A 17,192-nucleotide genomic window follows, 5' to 3' on the forward strand; every position below is an offset into this window, starting at 1 on the left:
GCATTCGTCACACGTCTGACATACGCTCCGCCCAAGACTTCGTAGCGATTGGCAAAAGAGTGTGGTCGGGCCGCACCACGCGCCCCCCGCCGATCCTTGGTGGCGTCGCTGTTCCCTGCTTGTCGCTCGATGCACGTCCCAGGCACCAACGTCGACGACAAGTGAGAGAGGACAGCACGTGAGACCAGCCGCATCCACCACCCGCACGGCACTGCTCGCGGCGGCGCTCGTCGCCGCCACGCTGCCGGCCGTGGTGATCAGTCAATCGCCCGCCTCGGCCGCGGTTCAGGAGACGTACTACGTCGCCCCGGACGGTAACGACTCCAACGCAGGCACGCAGGCGTCACCGTTCAAGACGGTGCAACGCGCGCGGGACGTCGTCCGTACTGTTAACGCGAACATGTCCGGCGACATCAACGTCTACCTGCGTGGCGGCAGATACCCGGTCACCAGCACCGTCGAGTTCGGCGCCAGCGACTCCGGCACCAACGGGTACCGGATCAGCTACGCCGCCTATCCCGGCGAGACCCCCATCCTCGACGGCGGCGTCCCGGTCACCGGCTGGACCCAGCACAGCGGCAACATCTGGAAGGCGCCGCTGGATCGCAGCACCAAGCTGCGCACGCTGTACGTCAACGACAAGCGGGCGCAGATGGCGACCAAGACCGTCAGCTCGGGCGGGTGCTACGGGACGTACAACGTCACCGCCGGTCAGGCGTCCTGGGCGTGGGAGTCGGGCTCCCAGTGCGACGGCGCGAAGTACAGCCAGAACGACTTCCCCGCCATCCCCCGCAACCAGGACGACATCGAGATCGAGACGGGCACGACCTGGACCACCGCCATCGTCGGGGTCCGCCAGGTGACCACCGACGGCTCGAACCGGGTCGCCCTGTTCCAGCAGCCGGGCGCGGCCATCGCGCAGGGCGCGTTCAACGGCAACGCCCAGGTCGGCGGCAGCCACAAACTCATGAACGCGTACGAGTTCCTGGACGCCCCCGGTGAGTTCTACTTCGACAAGGGCACCAAGACGGTCTACTACTACAAGGCCAGCTCCGAGGACATGACGAACGCGTCGGTGTACGCGCCGAACAACGTCACCACCGTGCTGCGGGTCGCCGGCACCTCGACCACCAGCCACGCGCGCAACATCACGTTCTCCGGCCTGACCGTGCAGCACTCCGACTGGAACCTGTTCAACGTCGCCGGCTCGTCCTTCAAGCAGGCGCAGCAGGGCAACCTCGGCGCGCAGGCGTACGCGAAGGGCAACTTCCACGTCTACTACTACCGCAACGTGGACGTCACGCCCGGCATCGTCCAGGTGCAGAACGCCGACGGGATCCTCCTGCAACGCAACCGGGTCCAGCACACCGGCGCCGACGGCATCAGCATGGTCAACGACGTGCAGAACTCGCAGTTGATCGGGAACTACACGAACGACGTCGCCGGCTCCGCCATCGACGTCGGCCATCCCCAGCACGTCTACATCGGAGACGGCACGTCGAGCAACCGGGAGAAGTACCTCCCGCAGGTCGAGGGGTTGCCGAAGAACATCGAGATCAAGAACAACTACCTGTACGACAGCGCGGTGCTGTTCAACGGGCACAGCCCCATCTCGGCGTACTTCGTCGACACCCTGACGATCCAGCGCAACCGGATCGAGAAGGCCCCCTGGTCGGGCATCACGATGGGCTGGGGCTGGTGGAACTTCGACGGGTCATCCGGCTCGATCGCGCCCAACCGGCCGACCACGACGGCGCGGAACAACACCATCAGCTACAACCACATCATCGACACGGTCCAGCGCCTCAGCGACACGGCGCCCATCTACACGCTGGGCAGCCAGCCCGGGACCACGATCACCAACAACTATTTCCAGGGTGTGCCCTCGGGCCACAAGTACGGACTCCACCCCGACGAGGGCTCGGCGTACATCACCTTCCGGGACAACGTCCTGAGCATCGACAAGAACGTCACCTGGATGATCAACTCCGACGACTTCGGTCGGAAGCACGATCTGAGCATCACGCAGATCTACGGCCCGATCAACAAGGTGTCGAACAAGAACCTGCCGAACAGCACGGTCGCCGACATCCTCGTCTCCTCCGACTACGTCTGGCCGGCGGCGGCGTACGGCATCGCGGCCAGCTCCGGTCTTGAGGACGCCTACCGGGACATCATCCCGGCCAGCAGGTTCTCGGTGTCCAACTACGTGCTGCCGGCCAGCACGTACGTCACCAGCGCCACGGCGACGATCCCGATCCGGAGCACCGGCGACGCCGGCAAGTCGGTCTGGCTGGCCCCGTTGGGCACGACCACCTTCACGGCCGGGGCGACGATGACCCGGGCGGCCGGTAACGCCACGTCCATCGCCGTGCCGTCGACCCAGGGCGAGTACCGCCTCTACGTCGTCGACGCCCAGGGCAACCGGTCGGCGGAGTCGATCTCCCTCGTCCGGCAGCAGAGTGGCGGCGGCACCCAGCAGGGCGGCCAGCTCGTGGGCGGCCAGTCCGGCCGCTGCGTCGAGGTCCCCAACTCCTCGACCACCAACGGCACCCAGGCGCAGCTCTGGGACTGCGGCAGCGGCACCAACCAGCGGTGGACCGCCACGTCCAGCAAGCAGCTGATGGTGTACGGCAACAAGTGCCTGGACGCGTCCGGGGCGGGCACGGCCAACGGCACCCAGGTCATCATCTGGGACTGCCACGGCGGCGCGAACCAGCAGTGGAACATCAACAGCAACGGCACCATCACGAACGGCCAGTCCGGGCTCTGTCTCGATGCCAACGGCGCGGCCAGCGCCAACGGCACGAAGATCATCCTCTGGTCGTGCAACGGCGGCGCCAACCAGCAGTGGACGCTGCGTAGCTAAGGGCCTGTTTCATAAGAACTGGCCGGCCTGCGGCGGGCCCGGACGACGACCGGCGGCGTTGCGGTTTCGTCCGGATACAACACCGGTATCCGGACGAAACCGCGCCTTGCCGGATCGCCGCCCGGACTCCGCCTCGGCTCGACCGCCCTTATGAAACTGGCCCTAGGCGATCGTCAGTCGGGGCCGGGCCGTTCTCCGGTCCGGCCCCGACTACTTCTGGTAGCCGTAGTTGTCGCAGGTCCTGCGCCCCAGGACGCAGTTCTTGGTGCGCTTGTTCATGGTGTTGACGTCCCACACCACGAACGCGTCGCCGTGCATCGACGAGGCGCTCTTGCCCGCCTTGTCGGAGGAGAGGTAGTAGCCCGCCGGGGTGCCCTTGGCCGGGTACTGGATGTCGAAGGTGATCGCCGGGATCCGAACCGGGTGGCCGGGCGGGCAGGTACCGCCGCTGCCGTACGCCACATGGTCCTTGTGGTTGGGGCTGTCCAGGTGCTTGCCGTCCCAGCAGTCCGGGAACTGCAGCATGAAGTGCAGCGTGGCGGTCCCGCCGCAGATCGGCCAGTTGCCGTTGGTGCTGCGGGCGACGCCGTCGAGGTCGCCGGGACCGTAGAAGGCGCAGTAGAACTGGCCGGTCGCGCCGCGCGGTGTCGGCTGCTTCTTCTTGGCATCCCCGGAGATCATGCGCAGGCCGTTGGGCATGGGCATCTGGCCGTTCGAGTTCTTCGCGAGCGAGCGGTAGTAGACCCGGAAGCCGGTGGTCTCGACCGGCTTACCGGTCGCGTTGTCGTAGAGCGTGGGCACCCAGTACGCGGAGTGATCCTGGATCGGCTTGCAGGACGTGGCCGTGAACTTCGTCAGGTCTCCGGCGACGGTGTTCGCGTCGACGGCCTTGTTGCCGACGAAGGAGTGCATGTGTGACGCGCCCGGGAGGCCGGGGGCGACGATCGGGTCGTCCGGCAGTCGGTGGCTGTACTGGCAGTCCGCCCGGAACTCCGGCAGGTCGCCGACACCGGCCGGGGCGGGGTCGATCTTCAGCGCCTGGTACGCGTCGGCCTGCGCCTTCCAGGCCGCCCGGTCGATCGGAACCCAGCCGGTGGTGGGAACCTTCGGTGCGGCAGCGGCCGACGGCGTCGCGCCGGTCGACGGAGTCGCGGAGACCGAAGGTGTCGCCGGGGCCGACACCGCCGTTCCGGACGACTCCGGCTGCCCGGCCGACGGCGACGGGTACTCGGCGGCGTTGGCCGCGTTTGACGGCTCGGACTGCGCGGCGCCGTTGCCCAGGTACACGGCGCCGGCCGCGACGACGAGCACGACGGCCGCGCCCGCGGCGACGCTCAGTCTCTTGTGGGTGGCCCACCCCGGGGGACGATGACGGGACGGCGGCGGGCCTTCGTACGACACGGGTCACTCCCAACGAACACACGACAGGCTGACCCGAACGGTCACGGCCGCCGTATGGTAGGCATTCGCCGCGCGTGCCGGACAGGGTCTTTAAACACTCTTAATCAAGCCGGTCCGGGCGTACGTCTGGACGAAAAATGGGTAATGGTGAGCGATGAAGTCGACCTGGAAGCCCCACGAGAAGCACGGCGGCCTGACCGACAAGGACAAGCGCGAGCTGCCGGAGACCGTCTTCGCCTTCCCCGGCAAGCGCAAGGAGCCGATGACCGACGCCAGCCACGTCCGCAACGCCATCGCCCGCTTCGACCAGGTGCAGGGCGTCACCGACGCGGACCGCGACCTGGCCTTCCAGAACATCCTCGCCGCCGCCAAGCACTACGGCGTGGACGTCGCCGAGACGAACTGGAAGCAACTCGGCAAACTGCCGCACACGCCCAACCCGGCGCACTGAACGCGGACCGGGGATGGGTTGCGAGGTCGGTTCGCGCACGTGTTAGCGTGCTCGTCGTTGTCAGCGAGCGCCGCTAGCTCAACTGGCAGAGCAGCGGACTCTTAATCCGCGGGTTCGGGGTTCGAGTCCCTGGCGGCGCACCAACGAGATAGGCCCTGACCTGGTGGTTCACACTGGGTCGGGGCCTTGTTCGTGTCCGGCCGTGGCGGGTGGTCAGGAGCATCGGGGGCGGTAACGGTGGGATGCGGCGGGCTGCTCTAGGACACCGCTCCGTGGCTGCTGCGCACGATGGTCGGGTGGTCGGGGGCTGCGGCAGTCGGCGGTTCTTGATCGGTTCGGGGGGCGAATCCCGAATGGGCTCGGAGCCGAGGTCCGGCGATCTAGGGCAGAACGCGGTAGCCGGGCCGCAGTAAGGGGTGTAGGAGCCGCAATGCATTCGGCGCCCTGAGGGGCAACGTCGGCCATATGAAGCAACTGCCCCTGCCCGAATTGAGTCCGTTCGCTGAGGCGACAAACGTGGCCGACGAGCGCTCGGGCGATTAACGCAACAGGCTGCTCAGCTACCGAGCACCGCCGACTAGAAACGGCAGGAACGCGATGTGCATCTCGCGGGCAGGGTCACCGTTCGCGTGGACCACGAAGTCGTACCGCTCGTCCGAGGCGGTCGAGCCACGCCGCTTGAAGTTCGGATGCGCCTCGAACGCCGCGACGGCCTTGCCGATCACGCTGGTGACGTCGCGGTCCCGGATGAACAGCAACAACGCGGCCTTGGTGTCGCGCCAGGTCAGGTAGCCCAAGAGTTGATCGATCGTGTCCGTAATCTTGGTGGCGCCGTCCTTGGGTCCGAAGATCTTGCACTCCCCGATGAACACGTTGGCGTCCTTCTCGCGGATAAGGATGTCGGTCTTGCCGCCGCAGTTAAATAGTTCGCCGCCAGCTCTGCCCTCGAATTGAGCGTTCAAGAGGATCAGCAGCAGATCACGGATGAGTTCTTCGCCGAGCTTTTCGGTCAGCGATGGACTGCGCTCGAACGCGTTACGCGCGTTACGCAGGACCGCGAGTGCATCTTCGTAGCTTGCTTTTTCAAGGGCCGGCTCGGGCTCAAAGGGATTAGCCTGGGCCCGGCTCGACTGCGTCGTGCGGGTGACGAGGCGACGCCGCTGTACCGGCAGTGCGTAGACGTTGGCGTCAGCCCGCCGCCGGATCGGAATGCCGATACTGGCATGGACTTGCCGCGCCGCGAGCAGTCGTGCGCGGCGTTGGGCCACCCATTGCGGCATCTGGTTAAGTAGGTTGCTGTTATGGGCGTTGATGTCAGTGCGAGCGAAGCCCAGACCCTTCTCGATGCGATCGATTCGTGTGCGAAACCACTGTCTGACTGCCTCCGGATCGGGGCGGGTTCCCTCCCAGACGATCACCAGCTCGCTGGCCTTCTCGTCGACCTTAGCCTCTATCGGCGCAATGAAGTACTGACTTGCTTTCATCGTGAACGGAGCCGGGTGGCCGCTGAAGGGGATCCGGACTGTGTACTGAACGACTCGTTCGCGTACGCGCTCTCCGAACATATTGACCACCGAGCGCTCAGCCTCGGTGGGCCTCTCGTCCATGTACCACTCGTCCGGATGCAGCGCCGGGCATTCGACGGCGCCGACGGCGACGAGCTCGGTGATGAGGTCGGCGTCGGTGCGCGCCAGGAAGTCGTCATCGTTCCAGGCGTTCAGGGCGTCCATGACCTGCTTGAGGTTGGTGCCCAGGTCTGCCGCTAATTCGCGGCCGTTGAATAGATGGTTGCTCGCCACCCGGCTACTTTACGGGGCAGGTCTGACATCTTCTCTGGTCGACTGCTGCAAGCTCGTGCGGCTGGCATTTTTTTGCGTGCAGTTGTTCGCATACGTCCCATCTGATGCTGCGCGAGGCTGGGGTTCTGACGAACTCTCCTATCGTAGTCAGTCGCTACGATGTTGGTCATGCCTGACTGGGGAAATGCTCCTGAATGGGTGGCCGCAGCGATCGCGGCCGCCGCTGCACTGTTCGCGTGGCGTTCGTATGTGGCCTCGGCAGAGTCAGCAGCGACGGCTGCGAAGCTGCTCCAGCAGCAGCAAGCGCCGCAGTTCACTGCTGAGGTGGAGAACCCTAACGGTGATGAGACCGGCCACCATGGTTGGCACAGGCTGATGATTGGCGTCGCAGCGTCGCCAGCTGGCCCACTTGATGAGCTGCGAGTCGATCTGCTAACCGATGGCGTCTCGTTCACCCCCGGCATCAACGGAGTCGAGCCGGGGGAGCCGCGGTTCACTGCGGTGCATGCGTACGAAGGGGTCAAGCCGGCCGGGCTGGATGTCGGCGACCGGGCACATTGGCGGGTGGAGTTCGCGGAGAGCGATGCTGGTATGCCTACCCTCGATCAGGTCGAGATCCGCGTAACGGCGACTCGCGGCGGACACAGCTGGACCAGCAAGTTGCACGCGGACGTCGCAGCGTGCCGGACAGAGCGGGAAGCGCTGCGAAGTTGGCGTCGTTCGGATCGGAGCTGAAAACACCAGTCCGGGTCGCGAAACTACAAGCGCCTCGCCCTACCGAGGCGCTCATCTGCCGCAGATCGCGTGGGCTCGCTCCGTGCGCGGTGCGGCCGTCCGCGAGGCTGGCGAGATGGCGTTGTGGGTTCAGGTACGCGAGCGGGCACCGACGGAGGGAGCGGCTGCCGATGGCGCTGATGGTGTCGGCCCTACCTGAATGCCCCCCGCTGGACAGACGTGCTGTAGCTGATCTGCGTCGCCCGGCCTGCCCTACGCTGACATCATGAGTAAACGGGGCGTGAACCAAACTCCAGCGCTCGCCCTACCTGGCGGGCGCTGATGGAACGGCAGACCGAAGTGCCGACTCACGTGCTCTCAGACGAAGTCCGTGCTCACGTGGCGACGCTGTGGCGATACCACGACATGCACCACGAGCTACGCCCGTGCGACGTGGGCATCGGGCTGGGCAGCCATGACCTCGGCGTTGCAGTGGTCGCATCGCGCCTGTTTCAAGCAGGCCTGTTCCCATGGATTGTTTTCACCGGTGCGAACGCCCCGACCACGGTCGAAAGGTTCCCGCGTGGAGAGGCGGTGCACTACCGCGAGTACGCCGTCGAGCAGGGTGTGCCCCCGGAGGCGGTTCTCGTGGAGCCGCGTGCCACGAACACCGCCGAGAACCTCGAATTCTCCCGTGCGCTCCTGGCCGAACGCCAGATCCCGGTGAAGTCGGTGCTGATCATGTCGCGGCCCTACCAACAGCGTCGGGCCTACGCCACCTGCAGGCTGATCTGGCCGGAGGTCGATGTGGTGTGCGCCTCAAACCCGCTCGAGCTGGACGACTACGTGCGCAGCATCGGCGACCCGCGGCGGGTGGTGGACATGCTGGTGGGCGACACGCAGCGGATCGAGGTGTACGCCGAGCGCGGGTTCGCTATCCCCCAGGAGATGCCGGACGAGGTGCGGGCGGCCTTCGAGCGCCTGGTGGCGGCTGGCTACACGAGCCGGTTGATCTGAGCCCAGCTACCAGCGGGGGCCTCCCGTCCGGACGCCCATTCGGTCGCTGAGTTCGACGGCCAGTCGTGGTGGCCGGGGGCGGGTGAGGATGTCTCGGACGAGGTCGCGGGAGAGCTGGTGGTAGCGCACCTGGTCGGGCCCGAGGGTCTCGGCGTCTAGGAGCGCGGCGAGCGCGTCGTCGATGCGGTTCCACCGGGCGAGGGCTCGGGCGGTTTCGATGGCGTGGCGAACCTGCCGCTCGACGGGCACGGTGCTGGTGTCGAGTGGGGCGCCGATGGCGATGGCGCGTTGCACATCGCCGAGTTCCATCGCCACGGTCGTCTTGTGGATCGATACGTTGGTCGGCCCGAACGCGGTCCACACGTGGTTGCCGTCGGCGCCGAGCCGCTGTGCGGCGGTATCGGCTTCGTTGATATGGGTGTCGGCGGAGGCGCGGTCGTCGTCTCGGGCGGCGGCGAGCGCGCAGACGAGGTGCAGGCTGCCGTAGACCGACAGCAGCTGCGGAGTCGGCCTGACGAGCCGGGGTTCCAGGAACCGCGCCGCCGTGGCGGCGAGGCCCAGGGCTTGGGCGTACTCCCCGATGGAGGCGAGCGAGTGCGCGGCGGAGCGGCTGAGTGAGCCGATGACGACGTGGTCGTGGCTGGCGTTGGCGGCGGCCAAGCCCCGGCTGGCGGCGGTCCACGCGAGGTCACCTTCGCCGAGCTTGGTGAGGAACAACGCGGCGAGCTGGTGGGCGTAGGCGGTCATCGCGTGCGCTCGCTGGCCATCGTCTCCGTCGTACGCCTCGGTGGCGGTGAGGCAGTCGTGGATGAGGTAGGGCAGCCGGCGGGCGAGGGTGCCGTATCGCGAGTGCTGGTAGGCGGTCCAGATCTCGGCGACGTCGTTCTCGATCTCGCGGAGGGCGGGGGCCTCGACGTCCCCCGTGCTGGCCAGCGTCGGCGCGAGGTGACGATAGTCGTGAAGCGCGGCCCGCAAGGCCGGGATGGTCTCGCGCCCTGAGTCGTCCGACCACTCGAACAGGCTCGGTGCATCGATCAGGTCGCCGAGGGACACGTCGAGGGCTTTGGCGATCGCGCGTATGACCGATAGCCGATCGAGGTCAGCCCGGTTCGTCTCGACCTTGCGTAACCACTCCTGGGTCTTGCCAACCAAACCGGCCAGCACCTCCTGGGAGAGCCCTCGTCGACGCCGGTAAAAGGCGACGCGCTGGCCGGTGGTCATGTCTTCCGTCATCCCTCGCACACCATCACCCTGCCCGCTGAAGACCGCCGGACCCGGTACGGATTTTCCCGGTCCTCCGTACGGACCGCCCCTACGTTCAGTTCACCCCAGATCACCGGCGCGTGTCGATGCCGGTGTCGGGGATGACTAACAGGGAGCTGCAGATGGAGGGATCGATGAGCGGCGCACCACACCACGGCTTGGGCCGCTGGCTCGGCCCGTCCTGGAACGAACTGTCTCGGTGTTCTCCCCGCCTGCGTACCGCCATGAGGGCTGCGTGGGTGGGTGATCGGCGGCCTGCTCCCAGCCGCCGTGATGCGGCGGCGGGCTCGCCATTCCCCCGGCGAGCCCGCCGCTCATCGATCCTGGCGGGGGTGGAGGCATGACGGTGTACGTATCGCGTAACGCGATAGCCAGCCAGTCCCGGCGCCCCGAGCCCAGGTGGACGTCCTCACAGGGTCAGGTGCGGCGCGCTGATCCTCCGCTGCTCACCTTCGTGTGGCGTCGGCTGTTCGAGCAGCAGGCCCGCGAGGGCGGTCGCCGGTGACCGGGCAGCAGCGCCGTCTGGCGGCGAACGGGCTCGCGCCAGCCGAGGTGGAACATCTGCCGATGCGCCCGCTGTGGCTGTGCCGCCGGTGCGGGCAGCCATGGCCCTGCGGCGCGGCGAAGCTCGCGCTCCTCGCCGAGTACCGGGAAGAGCCGGTGAGCCTGTTCCTCTACCTGGCCGGCTGCCTGCACGACGCGATCGACGACCTGCATCGGCTCAACCCGAGCGTCACAGGCAGCGCCGCCGACATGTTCGACCGGTTCCTCGGCTGGCCCGCCCGCCACACCCACGCCTACCGCGTCAGTACCACCACGGCCGCCAGCATCGAAGAGGCCTCCTCGTGAACGGCATCGGCCTCATCAACGCTACCGGCCAGCCGGCGGTCGCCGGCAGCTTCCACACCCTGGTCGTGCAGCCGACGAGCTTTTGCAACCTCGACTGCACCTACTGCTACCTGCCCGACCGGAGATCCCTCCGCCTGATGAGCAGCGCAGTCGCGCAGGCTTGCGCCGAGTCGATCGCGCAGCAGAACAGCGGCCATCCGGTGAGCGTCGTGTGGCACGGGGGCGAACCCACCGCAACACCCACCGGGTTGTTCCGGGATCTACTAGACCCATTCGAGGAGCTCCGCCGCGCGGGGATGGTGCGTCACGAGATCCAAACAAACGCGACGTTGATCAACAGGCAATGGTGCGAAGTTTTCACCGCTCATGGGTTCGAGGTCGGGGTCAGTATCGACGGACCGGGCGCGTTGAACCGGAACCGCCTCGACCGGGCCGGCAACCCGACGGACGCCCGAACCCTGCGCGGCATACAGACCCTGGCCGAGGCAGGGCTGAGGTATTCGGTGATCTGTGTTGTCACCCCGGAAACCATCGACCACGCGGAAGCCCTCATCGACTTCTTCACCGGCCTGCCCGGCTGCGAGTCGGTGGGCTTCAACATCGAAGAGCAGGAGGGCGCTGACCGGGCACCGGTGTCGGAGGACGCCGCGTACCGGTTCTGGCAGGGCCTTATCGAACGTCGCGTCGGCGGCAGCCCGCTCCGGATCCGCGACGTGGACCGGCTGGCCGACTATCTCGCCGCCACCCGCGCTGGCCGCGTCGACCACGAGCCGTACGAGCCGATCCCGACCGTCTCTTGGGATGGACAGGTGGTGCTGCTGTCACCGGAACTGCTCGGCATCACCGAGCCGCGATACGGCGACTTCATCGTCGGCAACGTCCTTCAGCAATCCATTTCCGCCATGCTTGCCGGCGCCGGCGACCTGGGCTACGTCGCCGAGTTCATTACGGCCCTCAACGGCTGTGCCGACCACTGCGCCTTCTACGACTTCTGCCGTGGCGCCCAGGCCGGCAACCGCTACTTCGAGCACGCGACGTTCACCGCCCGAGAGACGACCTACTGCCGGACCACCCGACAGGCCCTCGTTCGCGCCGCCGCGGACCACCTCACCCCTCAAGGAGTAGCACCATGACCAATGCTCTCGCGATCCTCGTCAACGCCGCACCCGAGCAACTCGCTCGCCTCGGCGTCGACCCTGAGCGGTCAGTAGCGTCGATCGACGCGGCGAAGTTCGACAACCGCCCCGCCTGGGCTAACAAGGGTAAGTTCGACAGCCGACCCGGCTGGGACAACTGGAACAAGAAGAAGTAGCCCCAACCACGGGAATGCGCGGGGTGGCGTGCCCACCCCGCGCCTACACAGGTTGAGGACACATGCGCACCACCACGATCGGCGACGTGAAGGTCCTGCTGCCGGACCTCGAACCGGACGACCTCGACATCACCGCGGACCTCGCCGGCGGCCTCACCGAGGCTCTCGTCAACGGCGCAGCGTGGCACGGCTCGCACCTTGAGGACGCCCGCATCCGCAGCAGCCTGATCACCGGCGTGGACCTGAGCGAGAGCACCTGGGAGGCCGGCAGCCTCTACGGCTGCGAAATCACCCGCACCGACTTCTCCGGCGCGACCCTGACCGGCATCACCATCGAACGCTGCGCCATTACCGGCTCCCGGTTCACCGGCACCAGGCTCACCGACGTACGCCTCAAGGACGTCCTGTTCGACGGCTGCCGCTTCGACTACGCCACCTTCCAACGCGTCACCGCCGCCGGCTCGGTCGCCTTCACCGACTGCACTCTCACCAACGGCGCGTGGTCCTCCTGCCGACTACCTCGCATCGCGCTGCGGTCATGTGACCTCGCCGGACTGGAATTGGACTCCTGCCAGCTCGACGGCACCGACCTGCGGGGCAGCCGGCTCCAGGGCCTCAAGACGCCGCTGGACAACCTGCGCGGCGTCACCCTCGGCGAGGACCAGCTTCCTGACCTCACCCAGCTGACCGTCGCCGCCCTCGACCTCAGTGTCCGCAACGACTGAAGCCGAGGAGGCATCGTGCTCGCTGAACCCACTGGCAGCCCGGACACGATCCTCGTCTGCATCCGGGGCAACTCCGGCTCCGGCAAGAGCAGCATCGCCCGCGAGCTACGACGCCGGCACGGCCGGGGCTGCGCCCTGGTCGAGCAGGACTACCTGCGCCGCATCCTGCTGCGCGAACGGGACAAGCCCGGCGGCATCGCGCCTGCGCTGATCGCGCAGACCGTTCGGTTCGCGCTTGACCACGGCTATCACGTGGTGCTGGAGGGCATCATGCACAGCAGCCGCTACCGAAGCATGTTGACCGCGCTGCGGGACGACCACCGCGGCCGGTCGCTGTTCTGCTATCTCGACGTGTCGCTGGCCGAGACCCTGCGCCGGCACCTCACTCGCCCGCAGGCCAGTGAGTTCACCGCCGAGCACATGAGCGGCTGGTACGCCGCTCATGACGTCCTGGGCTGGCCTGACGAACTCGTCCTGCCGGAGACGACCGGCCTGGACGAGGCCGTCGAGGCCATCGCCGCTGCGTCCGGGCTACCCCAGAGCGGATGCGACGACGACCTGCTGCCCGGCCGGCCGTACTCGTGAAGGTGCCCCGAACGCTCTCAGGCCTTGGCGAACCTCGTGGTGAGTCGTGCGGTTGCCTTGACCTCGTACTTCAGGTGGTAGCCGGCGGCGATCACCATCGCCTCGGCGACCTTCGCCGCGTGCTCGTGGCCCTTGACGGCGGCGTTGGCGGCCAGGTCGACCGGCTGCCCGGTGGCGAGGCTGCCGGCCAGGGCGAGCAGTCGTTGGTCGTCGGCGGACAGGTGCTCGACCGCCGGTAGCGCGAGCAGCGCCGCCCAGTCGCGGATCACCGCCACCTGGATGTCGTGGCCGTCGTCGTACTCGGGGATCTGCACGACCTCGACCAGGTCCGCGAAGCCGGGTTGGTCCGGGAACTTGGTGAAGGTCAACAGGTGTACGGCGGCCTTCTCGGTGTCGGAACGGCCGACCCAAGCGCCGGCGCGGATCAGCGTACGGAGGGCGTCGGGGCCGAACTCGGAGGTGGACATGGCAGTGCCTCCTTCGCCGAGGGAATCCTCGTGTCGAGTACAGCAGACGTCGACAAGCATGGATCCCAAGCGATTGGCGCAGCCGGGATAGGTTTGCGCGCTCCGGGTAAGCGGCGCGGATGTGTGCCCACCAGGAGTCGGCGGCTGTCGGCGAGCCGGCGGACCACCGGGAGGCCCGGTTCGACCGCCTGCGGGCGTGGGCACAACGGGCGCTGCGCTCGCGTGCCTGGCGGCTGCGTCTGTTCGGTCTGCTCGCGGTGCAGGCCGGCGTCGCCGCCGCGATCGCCTGGTTCGTGGCGTACCAGTTCTTGGACAATCCGTCCCCGGTCCTGGCGCCGACGACGGCGGTCGGCATCGTGGCGGCCTCGATGGGGTCGCGCCTGCGGCGCACCATCGAGCTGCTGGTCGGGGTGACCCTGGGGCTGGCCGTCGGCGACGTGCTGATGCCGTTCTTCGGCATCGGGTTCTGGCAGACCGGTGTGGTCGTCGTGCTGGCGATAACGGTCGCCATCCTGCTCAAGGGGGGCGGTTCGCTGCTCACCCAGGCCGGCGGCACGGCGGTGCTGATCGCGACCCTGGAGCCGCCGCTACGGGACCTGTCCGTCCCCCGCTTCGTCGACGCGGCGGTCGGGGGGCTGGTCGGGCTGGGGGTCGGTCTGCTCCTGGTGCCCATCCATCCGCAGCGGACGCTGCTGCGGCTGGCCGAGCCGGTGGTCGGGCCGGCAGCCGACATCATGCATGACCTGGCGACGGCGCTACGTAAGCGCGATCTCGGGGACGCCGAACGGAGCCTGCGCGGGTTGCGCGAGCTCGATCCCCGCCTGGCCGCTCTCAACGACGGGCTCAGCGCCGCCCAGGAGGTGACGCGGCTCGCGCCCCTGCGGTGGCGCGACCGTGACTCCTTGGCCTTCCACACCACGGCGATCCGGCACCTGGAGCGGAGCCTGCACGGTTGCCGTTCACTGTGCCGGCGACTGACCACCGCGCTGAAGGACGACGAGCCGATTCCCGAGGAGTTTCCGCAGGCTATCGACCTGCTGGCCGACGCGATGCCAACGCTGCGCCGAGCTGTCCAGGTCGGTCGGGAGCCTCAGGAGACCCGCGACCAGATCCTGGCGGGCGTCGAGCTGGTCGGGCGGGCGCAGGGAGCCGTCCGGGACTCGACCCGCCCGCACATCCATCGTCTCGGCTATTCGGGTTTGGTCGCGGTGGGGGAGTTCCGGGCGGCCGCCCACGATCTGCTGATCGCCAGCGGAATCGAGACCGTGCGGGCGGCGGCCCTGGTGCGGCAGGCGGTGGATGAGGACTACCAGGATCGAGCGGCGGAAACGGGGACGCCGAGCTCAGGCCGCCCGGAGTGAGGCGAGGATGTCGAGGTAGTGCGGGTTGGTCATGACGCCCAGCACGTTGCCGAAGGGGTCCACCACCGACGCCGTCACGAAACCAGTGTCTCCGCGAGGCGTGATCGGTTGGTACTCGGTGGCGCCCAGGGCCAGGAGCCGTTCCACGGTGGCGTCGAGGTCGTCGACGTGCCAGTGCATGACCGCCCCGCCAGGCCCGCTCGCCGCGCCCGGGGGCGCGTACCGGCGGTCGATGATGCCCAGCTCCGCCTGGTAGTCGCCGAGGCGGAACTCGGTGTAGGCGGGACGCCCGTCCGGGCCGGGTCGCGAGAAGTAGGCCTCCTGGCCCAGGAACCGGGCGTACCAGTCGGTGGCCGCCGCCACGTCGTCGGCCCAGATGTTGAGGGTGGCGAATCCGCGCAGGCTCATCCGGTGTCCTTTCGTCGATGTCGTCGAACGGTCACGCTATCGGCGGCCACCGACACCCTCGCCGGATCTCGGGGCTGCGTTCGTGTAGCGACGGGTTTCCCGGGTAGTCGCCGTCAGCCTGACGAGGGGGGTCAGTGTGCAGACGCGATATCCGGGGATCGAGGAGCACGGCCTGATCGGCGACCTGCAGACCGCCGCGCTGATCAGTAGGGACGGAACGGTCGACTGGTTCTGCGCGCCGCGCTTCGACTCGCCGAGCGTCTTCGCCGCCCTGCTCGACCGCGACAAGGGCGGGCACTTCCAACTCTCGCCCGACGAGATCGAGTATTCGAGCAAACAGCTCTACCTACCCGGCACGCCGATCCTGATCACCCGCTTCCACAGTGCCGACGGCGTGGGCGAGCTGTTGGACTTCATGCCCGTAACGGGCGAGCAGGCCACCGACCGGCACCGGCTGGTCCGGCTGGTCCGGATGGTTCGGGGAAGCATGCGGTTCCGCTTCGACTGCCGGCCCCGGTTCAACTACGGGCGCGACCCGTACGAGTTGGAGGTCCATCCGGAGGGCGACGTCTTTCGCAGCTCGACCCTCTCGCTCACCCTGACTGCGTTCAAGGACGCGAAACGGCTTGTCGACAACGGGGCGATCCACCGGGACGCGGAGGGCGTCTGCGTCCGTTACGAGTTGCACGAGGGCGACATCGGTGGGGTCGTGCTGGAGACGGCCTGCCCCCACCCACCCCGGGCTCTCACCACGGAAGAGGCCTGCGAACTGCTCGCCGAAACCCGGGACTACTGGCGTCGGTGGGCCCTGCGAACCTCCTACACCGGTCGCTGGCGGGAGATGGTCGAAAGATCGGCCATGACCCTCAAGCTCATGACGTACGCCCCGACAGGCGCCCTGGTCGCCGCGCCGACGGCGGGGTTGCCGGAGCAGATCGGCGGCCCGCGGAACTGGGACTACCGCTACACCTGGATCCGCGATGCCTCGTTCTCGGTGCACGCGCTGCTCAGCGTCGGTTTCACCGATGAGGCCCAGAAATATCTGTCGTGGCTCGAAGCGCGTATCCAGGAGGCCCACGACGGCGGCCTGCCACTGCAGATCATGTACCGCATCGACGGCTCGCCGGACCTCCCCGAAGAGGTGCTGCCGCACTTGGAGGGGTATCGCGGGTCGGCGCCGGTGCGGATCGGCAACGGCGCGGCGGGCCAGCTGCAACTGGACATCTACGGCGAGGCGCTGAACTCGCTGCACCTCGCCGACCAGAGCGGGCTGATGACGTCGTACGAGGGGTGGCGCAAGACGGCCGGCCTGATGGACTGGCTCTGCGACCACTGGGACCAGCCCGAGGACGGCATCTGGGAGACCCGGTCCGGCCGGCAGGACTTCACCTACGGGCGGATGATGTGTTGGCTCGCGTTCGACCGTGCCATCCGCATCGCGCACAATCGGGGGCGTCCCGCGAGCATCACCCGGTGGGCGGACCAACGCAACGCCGTTTACGAGCAGGTCATCGCACGGGGATTCCATCCGGGACGGCAGGCCTTCGTGCAGCACTACGGGAGCGACATCACCGACGCCTCGCTGCTCGCGATGCCCGGCGTCGGCTTCATCGCGCCGAACGATCCGATGTGGCTGTCGACGTTGCGGGCGATAGACAACGAGTTGGTGTCGGACAGTCTCGTCTACCGGTACGACCCGAAAGCCTCGCCCGACGGGCTCGTCGGCTCCGAGGGCACCTTCAGCATGTGCACCTTCTGGTACGTCCAGGCTCTCGCCCAGTCCGGACGGCTCGACGACGCCCGGTTGACGTTCGAGAAGATGCTGACCTACAGCACGCCGTTGGGGCTCTACTCGGAGGAGATCGCCCCCACCGGCGAGCAGATCGGCAACTTCCCGCAGGCGTTCAGTCACCTCTCGCTGATCAGCACCGCCCATCACCTCGACGCGCTGCTCGACCGACAGCCGTGACG

At 67.7% G+C, this 17,192-nt stretch carries 17 protein-coding genes and 1 tRNA gene; 13 read left to right on the top strand and 5 right to left on the bottom strand.

Annotated elements, in window-relative coordinates; all coding sequences use genetic code 11:
* The first annotated feature begins 178 nt into the window (after positions 1-178).
* Positions 179-2,869 carry an RICIN domain-containing protein gene (locus ACQP03_RS06140; protein ID WP_357173109.1) on the top strand — a complete coding sequence of 897 codons (2,691 nt, stop codon included), beginning with the start codon at positions 179-181 and terminating at the stop codon, positions 2,867-2,869.
* 210 nt (positions 2,870-3,079) lie between these two features.
* On the opposite strand, the gene ACQP03_RS06145 is transcribed toward ACQP03_RS06140, so the two are convergent.
* Positions 3,080-4,270, bottom strand: coding sequence for a DUF1996 domain-containing protein (locus ACQP03_RS06145; protein ID WP_433460506.1), 1,191 nt, complete (start codon positions 4,268-4,270; stop codon positions 3,080-3,082).
* Positions 4,271-4,424: 154 nt separating this feature from the next.
* Here ACQP03_RS06145 and ACQP03_RS06150 point away from each other — a divergent pair, with 154 nt between their 5' ends.
* Complete coding sequence (locus tag ACQP03_RS06150; protein ID WP_357173115.1) at positions 4,425-4,721, top strand: DUF6582 domain-containing protein; 297 nt, start codon at positions 4,425-4,427, stop codon at positions 4,719-4,721.
* 67 nt (positions 4,722-4,788) lie between these two features.
* Positions 4,789-4,864: transfer RNA gene (locus tag ACQP03_RS06155), tRNA-Lys, on the top strand.
* Positions 4,865-5,281: 417 nt separating this feature from the next.
* On the opposite strand, the gene ACQP03_RS06160 is transcribed toward ACQP03_RS06155, so the two are convergent.
* Positions 5,282-6,520 carry a hypothetical protein gene (locus ACQP03_RS06160; RefSeq protein WP_363661408.1) on the bottom strand — a complete coding sequence of 413 codons (1,239 nt, stop codon included), beginning with the start codon at positions 6,518-6,520 and terminating at the stop codon, positions 5,282-5,284.
* A gap of 168 nt (positions 6,521-6,688) precedes the next feature.
* On the opposite strand from ACQP03_RS06160, the gene ACQP03_RS06165 reads away from it, so the two are divergent.
* Together ACQP03_RS06165 and ACQP03_RS06170 are read left to right on the top strand one after the other, a co-directional pair.
* Positions 6,689-7,255 carry a hypothetical protein gene (locus ACQP03_RS06165; protein ID WP_357173121.1) on the top strand — a complete coding sequence of 189 codons (567 nt, stop codon included), beginning with the start codon at positions 6,689-6,691 and terminating at the stop codon, positions 7,253-7,255.
* Between the two features lie 321 nt (positions 7,256-7,576).
* Positions 7,577-8,251, top strand: a complete 675-nt coding sequence (locus ACQP03_RS06170) for a YdcF family protein (RefSeq protein ID WP_357127539.1) — start codon at positions 7,577-7,579, stop codon at positions 8,249-8,251.
* Positions 8,252-8,257: 6 nt separating this feature from the next.
* Here the strand turns inward: ACQP03_RS06170 and ACQP03_RS06175 are convergent, their stop codons facing one another.
* Positions 8,258-9,484: a helix-turn-helix domain-containing protein gene (locus ACQP03_RS06175; RefSeq protein WP_363661407.1), complete on the bottom strand. Its 1,227-nt coding sequence runs from the start codon at positions 9,482-9,484 to the stop codon at positions 8,258-8,260.
* A gap of 370 nt (positions 9,485-9,854) precedes the next feature.
* Between ACQP03_RS06175 and amcA (ACQP03_RS06180) the strand changes: the two genes are divergently transcribed.
* The 6 genes from amcA (ACQP03_RS06180) to ACQP03_RS06205 all read left to right on the top strand — a co-directional run bounded on the left by amcA (ACQP03_RS06180) (position 9,855) and on the right by ACQP03_RS06205 (position 12,985).
* Positions 9,855-10,019 carry a multiple cyclophane-containing RiPP AmcA gene (amcA, locus tag ACQP03_RS06180; RefSeq protein ID WP_196921378.1) on the top strand — a complete coding sequence of 55 codons (165 nt, stop codon included), beginning with the start codon at positions 9,855-9,857 and terminating at the stop codon, positions 10,017-10,019.
* Positions 10,016-10,363: a hypothetical protein gene (locus ACQP03_RS06185; RefSeq protein ID WP_357127532.1), complete on the top strand. Its 348-nt coding sequence runs from the start codon at positions 10,016-10,018 to the stop codon at positions 10,361-10,363. The genes amcA (ACQP03_RS06180) and ACQP03_RS06185 overlap by 4 nt, the downstream gene beginning before the upstream one ends.
* On the top strand, positions 10,360-11,496 hold the full coding sequence (amcB, locus tag ACQP03_RS06190; protein WP_357127529.1) for a cyclophane-forming radical SAM peptide maturase AmcB: 1,137 nt from the start codon (positions 10,360-10,362) through the stop codon (positions 11,494-11,496). The genes ACQP03_RS06185 and amcB overlap by 4 nt, the downstream gene beginning before the upstream one ends.
* The gene (amcA, locus tag ACQP03_RS06195) at positions 11,493-11,675 is read left to right on the top strand and encodes a multiple cyclophane-containing RiPP AmcA (RefSeq protein ID WP_357127526.1); all 183 of its coding nucleotides are present in this window, start codon (positions 11,493-11,495) and stop codon (positions 11,673-11,675) included. Before amcB ends, amcA (ACQP03_RS06195) begins: the two co-directional genes overlap by 4 nt.
* A 62-nt stretch (positions 11,676-11,737) precedes the next feature.
* Positions 11,738-12,400 (top strand): pentapeptide repeat-containing protein, encoded by a 663-nt coding sequence (locus tag ACQP03_RS06200; RefSeq protein WP_357127523.1) that lies wholly within the window; start codon positions 11,738-11,740, stop codon positions 12,398-12,400.
* A gap of 15 nt (positions 12,401-12,415) precedes the next feature.
* A complete protein-coding gene (locus tag ACQP03_RS06205; RefSeq protein ID WP_357127520.1) occupies positions 12,416-12,985 on the top strand; it encodes a kinase in 570 nt (189 codons plus the stop codon).
* 17 nt (positions 12,986-13,002) lie between these two features.
* Here ACQP03_RS06205 and ACQP03_RS06210 read toward each other — a convergent pair whose 3' ends face one another.
* Complete coding sequence (locus tag ACQP03_RS06210) at positions 13,003-13,452, bottom strand: hypothetical protein (RefSeq protein WP_433460511.1); 450 nt, start codon at positions 13,450-13,452, stop codon at positions 13,003-13,005.
* Between the two features lie 119 nt (positions 13,453-13,571).
* Here ACQP03_RS06210 and ACQP03_RS06215 point away from each other — a divergent pair, with 119 nt between their 5' ends.
* Complete coding sequence (locus ACQP03_RS06215) at positions 13,572-14,813, top strand: FUSC family protein (RefSeq protein ID WP_357173129.1); 1,242 nt, start codon at positions 13,572-13,574, stop codon at positions 14,811-14,813.
* Here the strand turns inward: ACQP03_RS06215 and ACQP03_RS06220 are convergent.
* On the bottom strand, positions 14,796-15,221 hold the full coding sequence (locus tag ACQP03_RS06220; protein ID WP_357127512.1) for a VOC family protein: 426 nt from the start codon (positions 15,219-15,221) through the stop codon (positions 14,796-14,798). The genes ACQP03_RS06215 and ACQP03_RS06220 overlap by 18 nt on opposite strands.
* Positions 15,222-15,357: 136 nt before the next feature.
* Here ACQP03_RS06220 and ACQP03_RS06225 point away from each other — a divergent pair, with 136 nt between their 5' ends.
* Entirely contained in the window at positions 15,358-17,190 is a 1,833-nt protein-coding gene (locus ACQP03_RS06225) for a glycoside hydrolase family 15 protein (RefSeq protein ID WP_357127508.1), read from the top strand.
* Positions 17,191-17,192 lie beyond the last annotated feature (2 nt).

This window comes from Micromonospora sp. CA-248212, from assembly GCF_050948405.1.
Lineage (GTDB): Bacteria > Actinomycetota > Actinomycetes > Mycobacteriales > Micromonosporaceae > Micromonospora.

Excerpts from the sequence above, each read along its gene's own strand:
- ACQP03_RS06150 (WP_357173115.1), top strand. The coding sequence starts at position 4,425 with ATGAAGTCGACCTGGAAGCCCCACGAGAAGCACGGCGGCCTGACCGAC.
- ACQP03_RS06165 (WP_357173121.1), top strand. The coding sequence starts at position 6,689 with ATGCCTGACTGGGGAAATGCTCCTGAATGGGTGGCCGCAGCGATCGCG.
- ACQP03_RS06170 (WP_357127539.1), top strand. The coding sequence starts at position 7,577 with ATGGAACGGCAGACCGAAGTGCCGACTCACGTGCTCTCAGACGAAGTC.
- ACQP03_RS06175 (WP_363661407.1), bottom strand. The coding sequence starts at position 9,484 with ATGACGGAAGACATGACCACCGGCCAGCGCGTCGCCTTTTACCGGCGT.
- amcA (WP_196921378.1), top strand. The coding sequence starts at position 9,855 with ATGACGGTGTACGTATCGCGTAACGCGATAGCCAGCCAGTCCCGGCGC.
- amcA (WP_357127526.1), top strand. The coding sequence starts at position 11,493 with ATGACCAATGCTCTCGCGATCCTCGTCAACGCCGCACCCGAGCAACTC.
- ACQP03_RS06200 (WP_357127523.1), top strand. The coding sequence starts at position 11,738 with ATGCGCACCACCACGATCGGCGACGTGAAGGTCCTGCTGCCGGACCTC.
- ACQP03_RS06210 (WP_433460511.1), bottom strand. The coding sequence starts at position 13,452 with ATGTCCACCTCCGAGTTCGGCCCCGACGCCCTCCGTACGCTGATCCGC.
- ACQP03_RS06215 (WP_357173129.1), top strand. The coding sequence starts at position 13,572 with ATGTGTGCCCACCAGGAGTCGGCGGCTGTCGGCGAGCCGGCGGACCAC.
- ACQP03_RS06220 (WP_357127512.1), bottom strand. The coding sequence starts at position 15,221 with ATGAGCCTGCGCGGATTCGCCACCCTCAACATCTGGGCCGACGACGTG.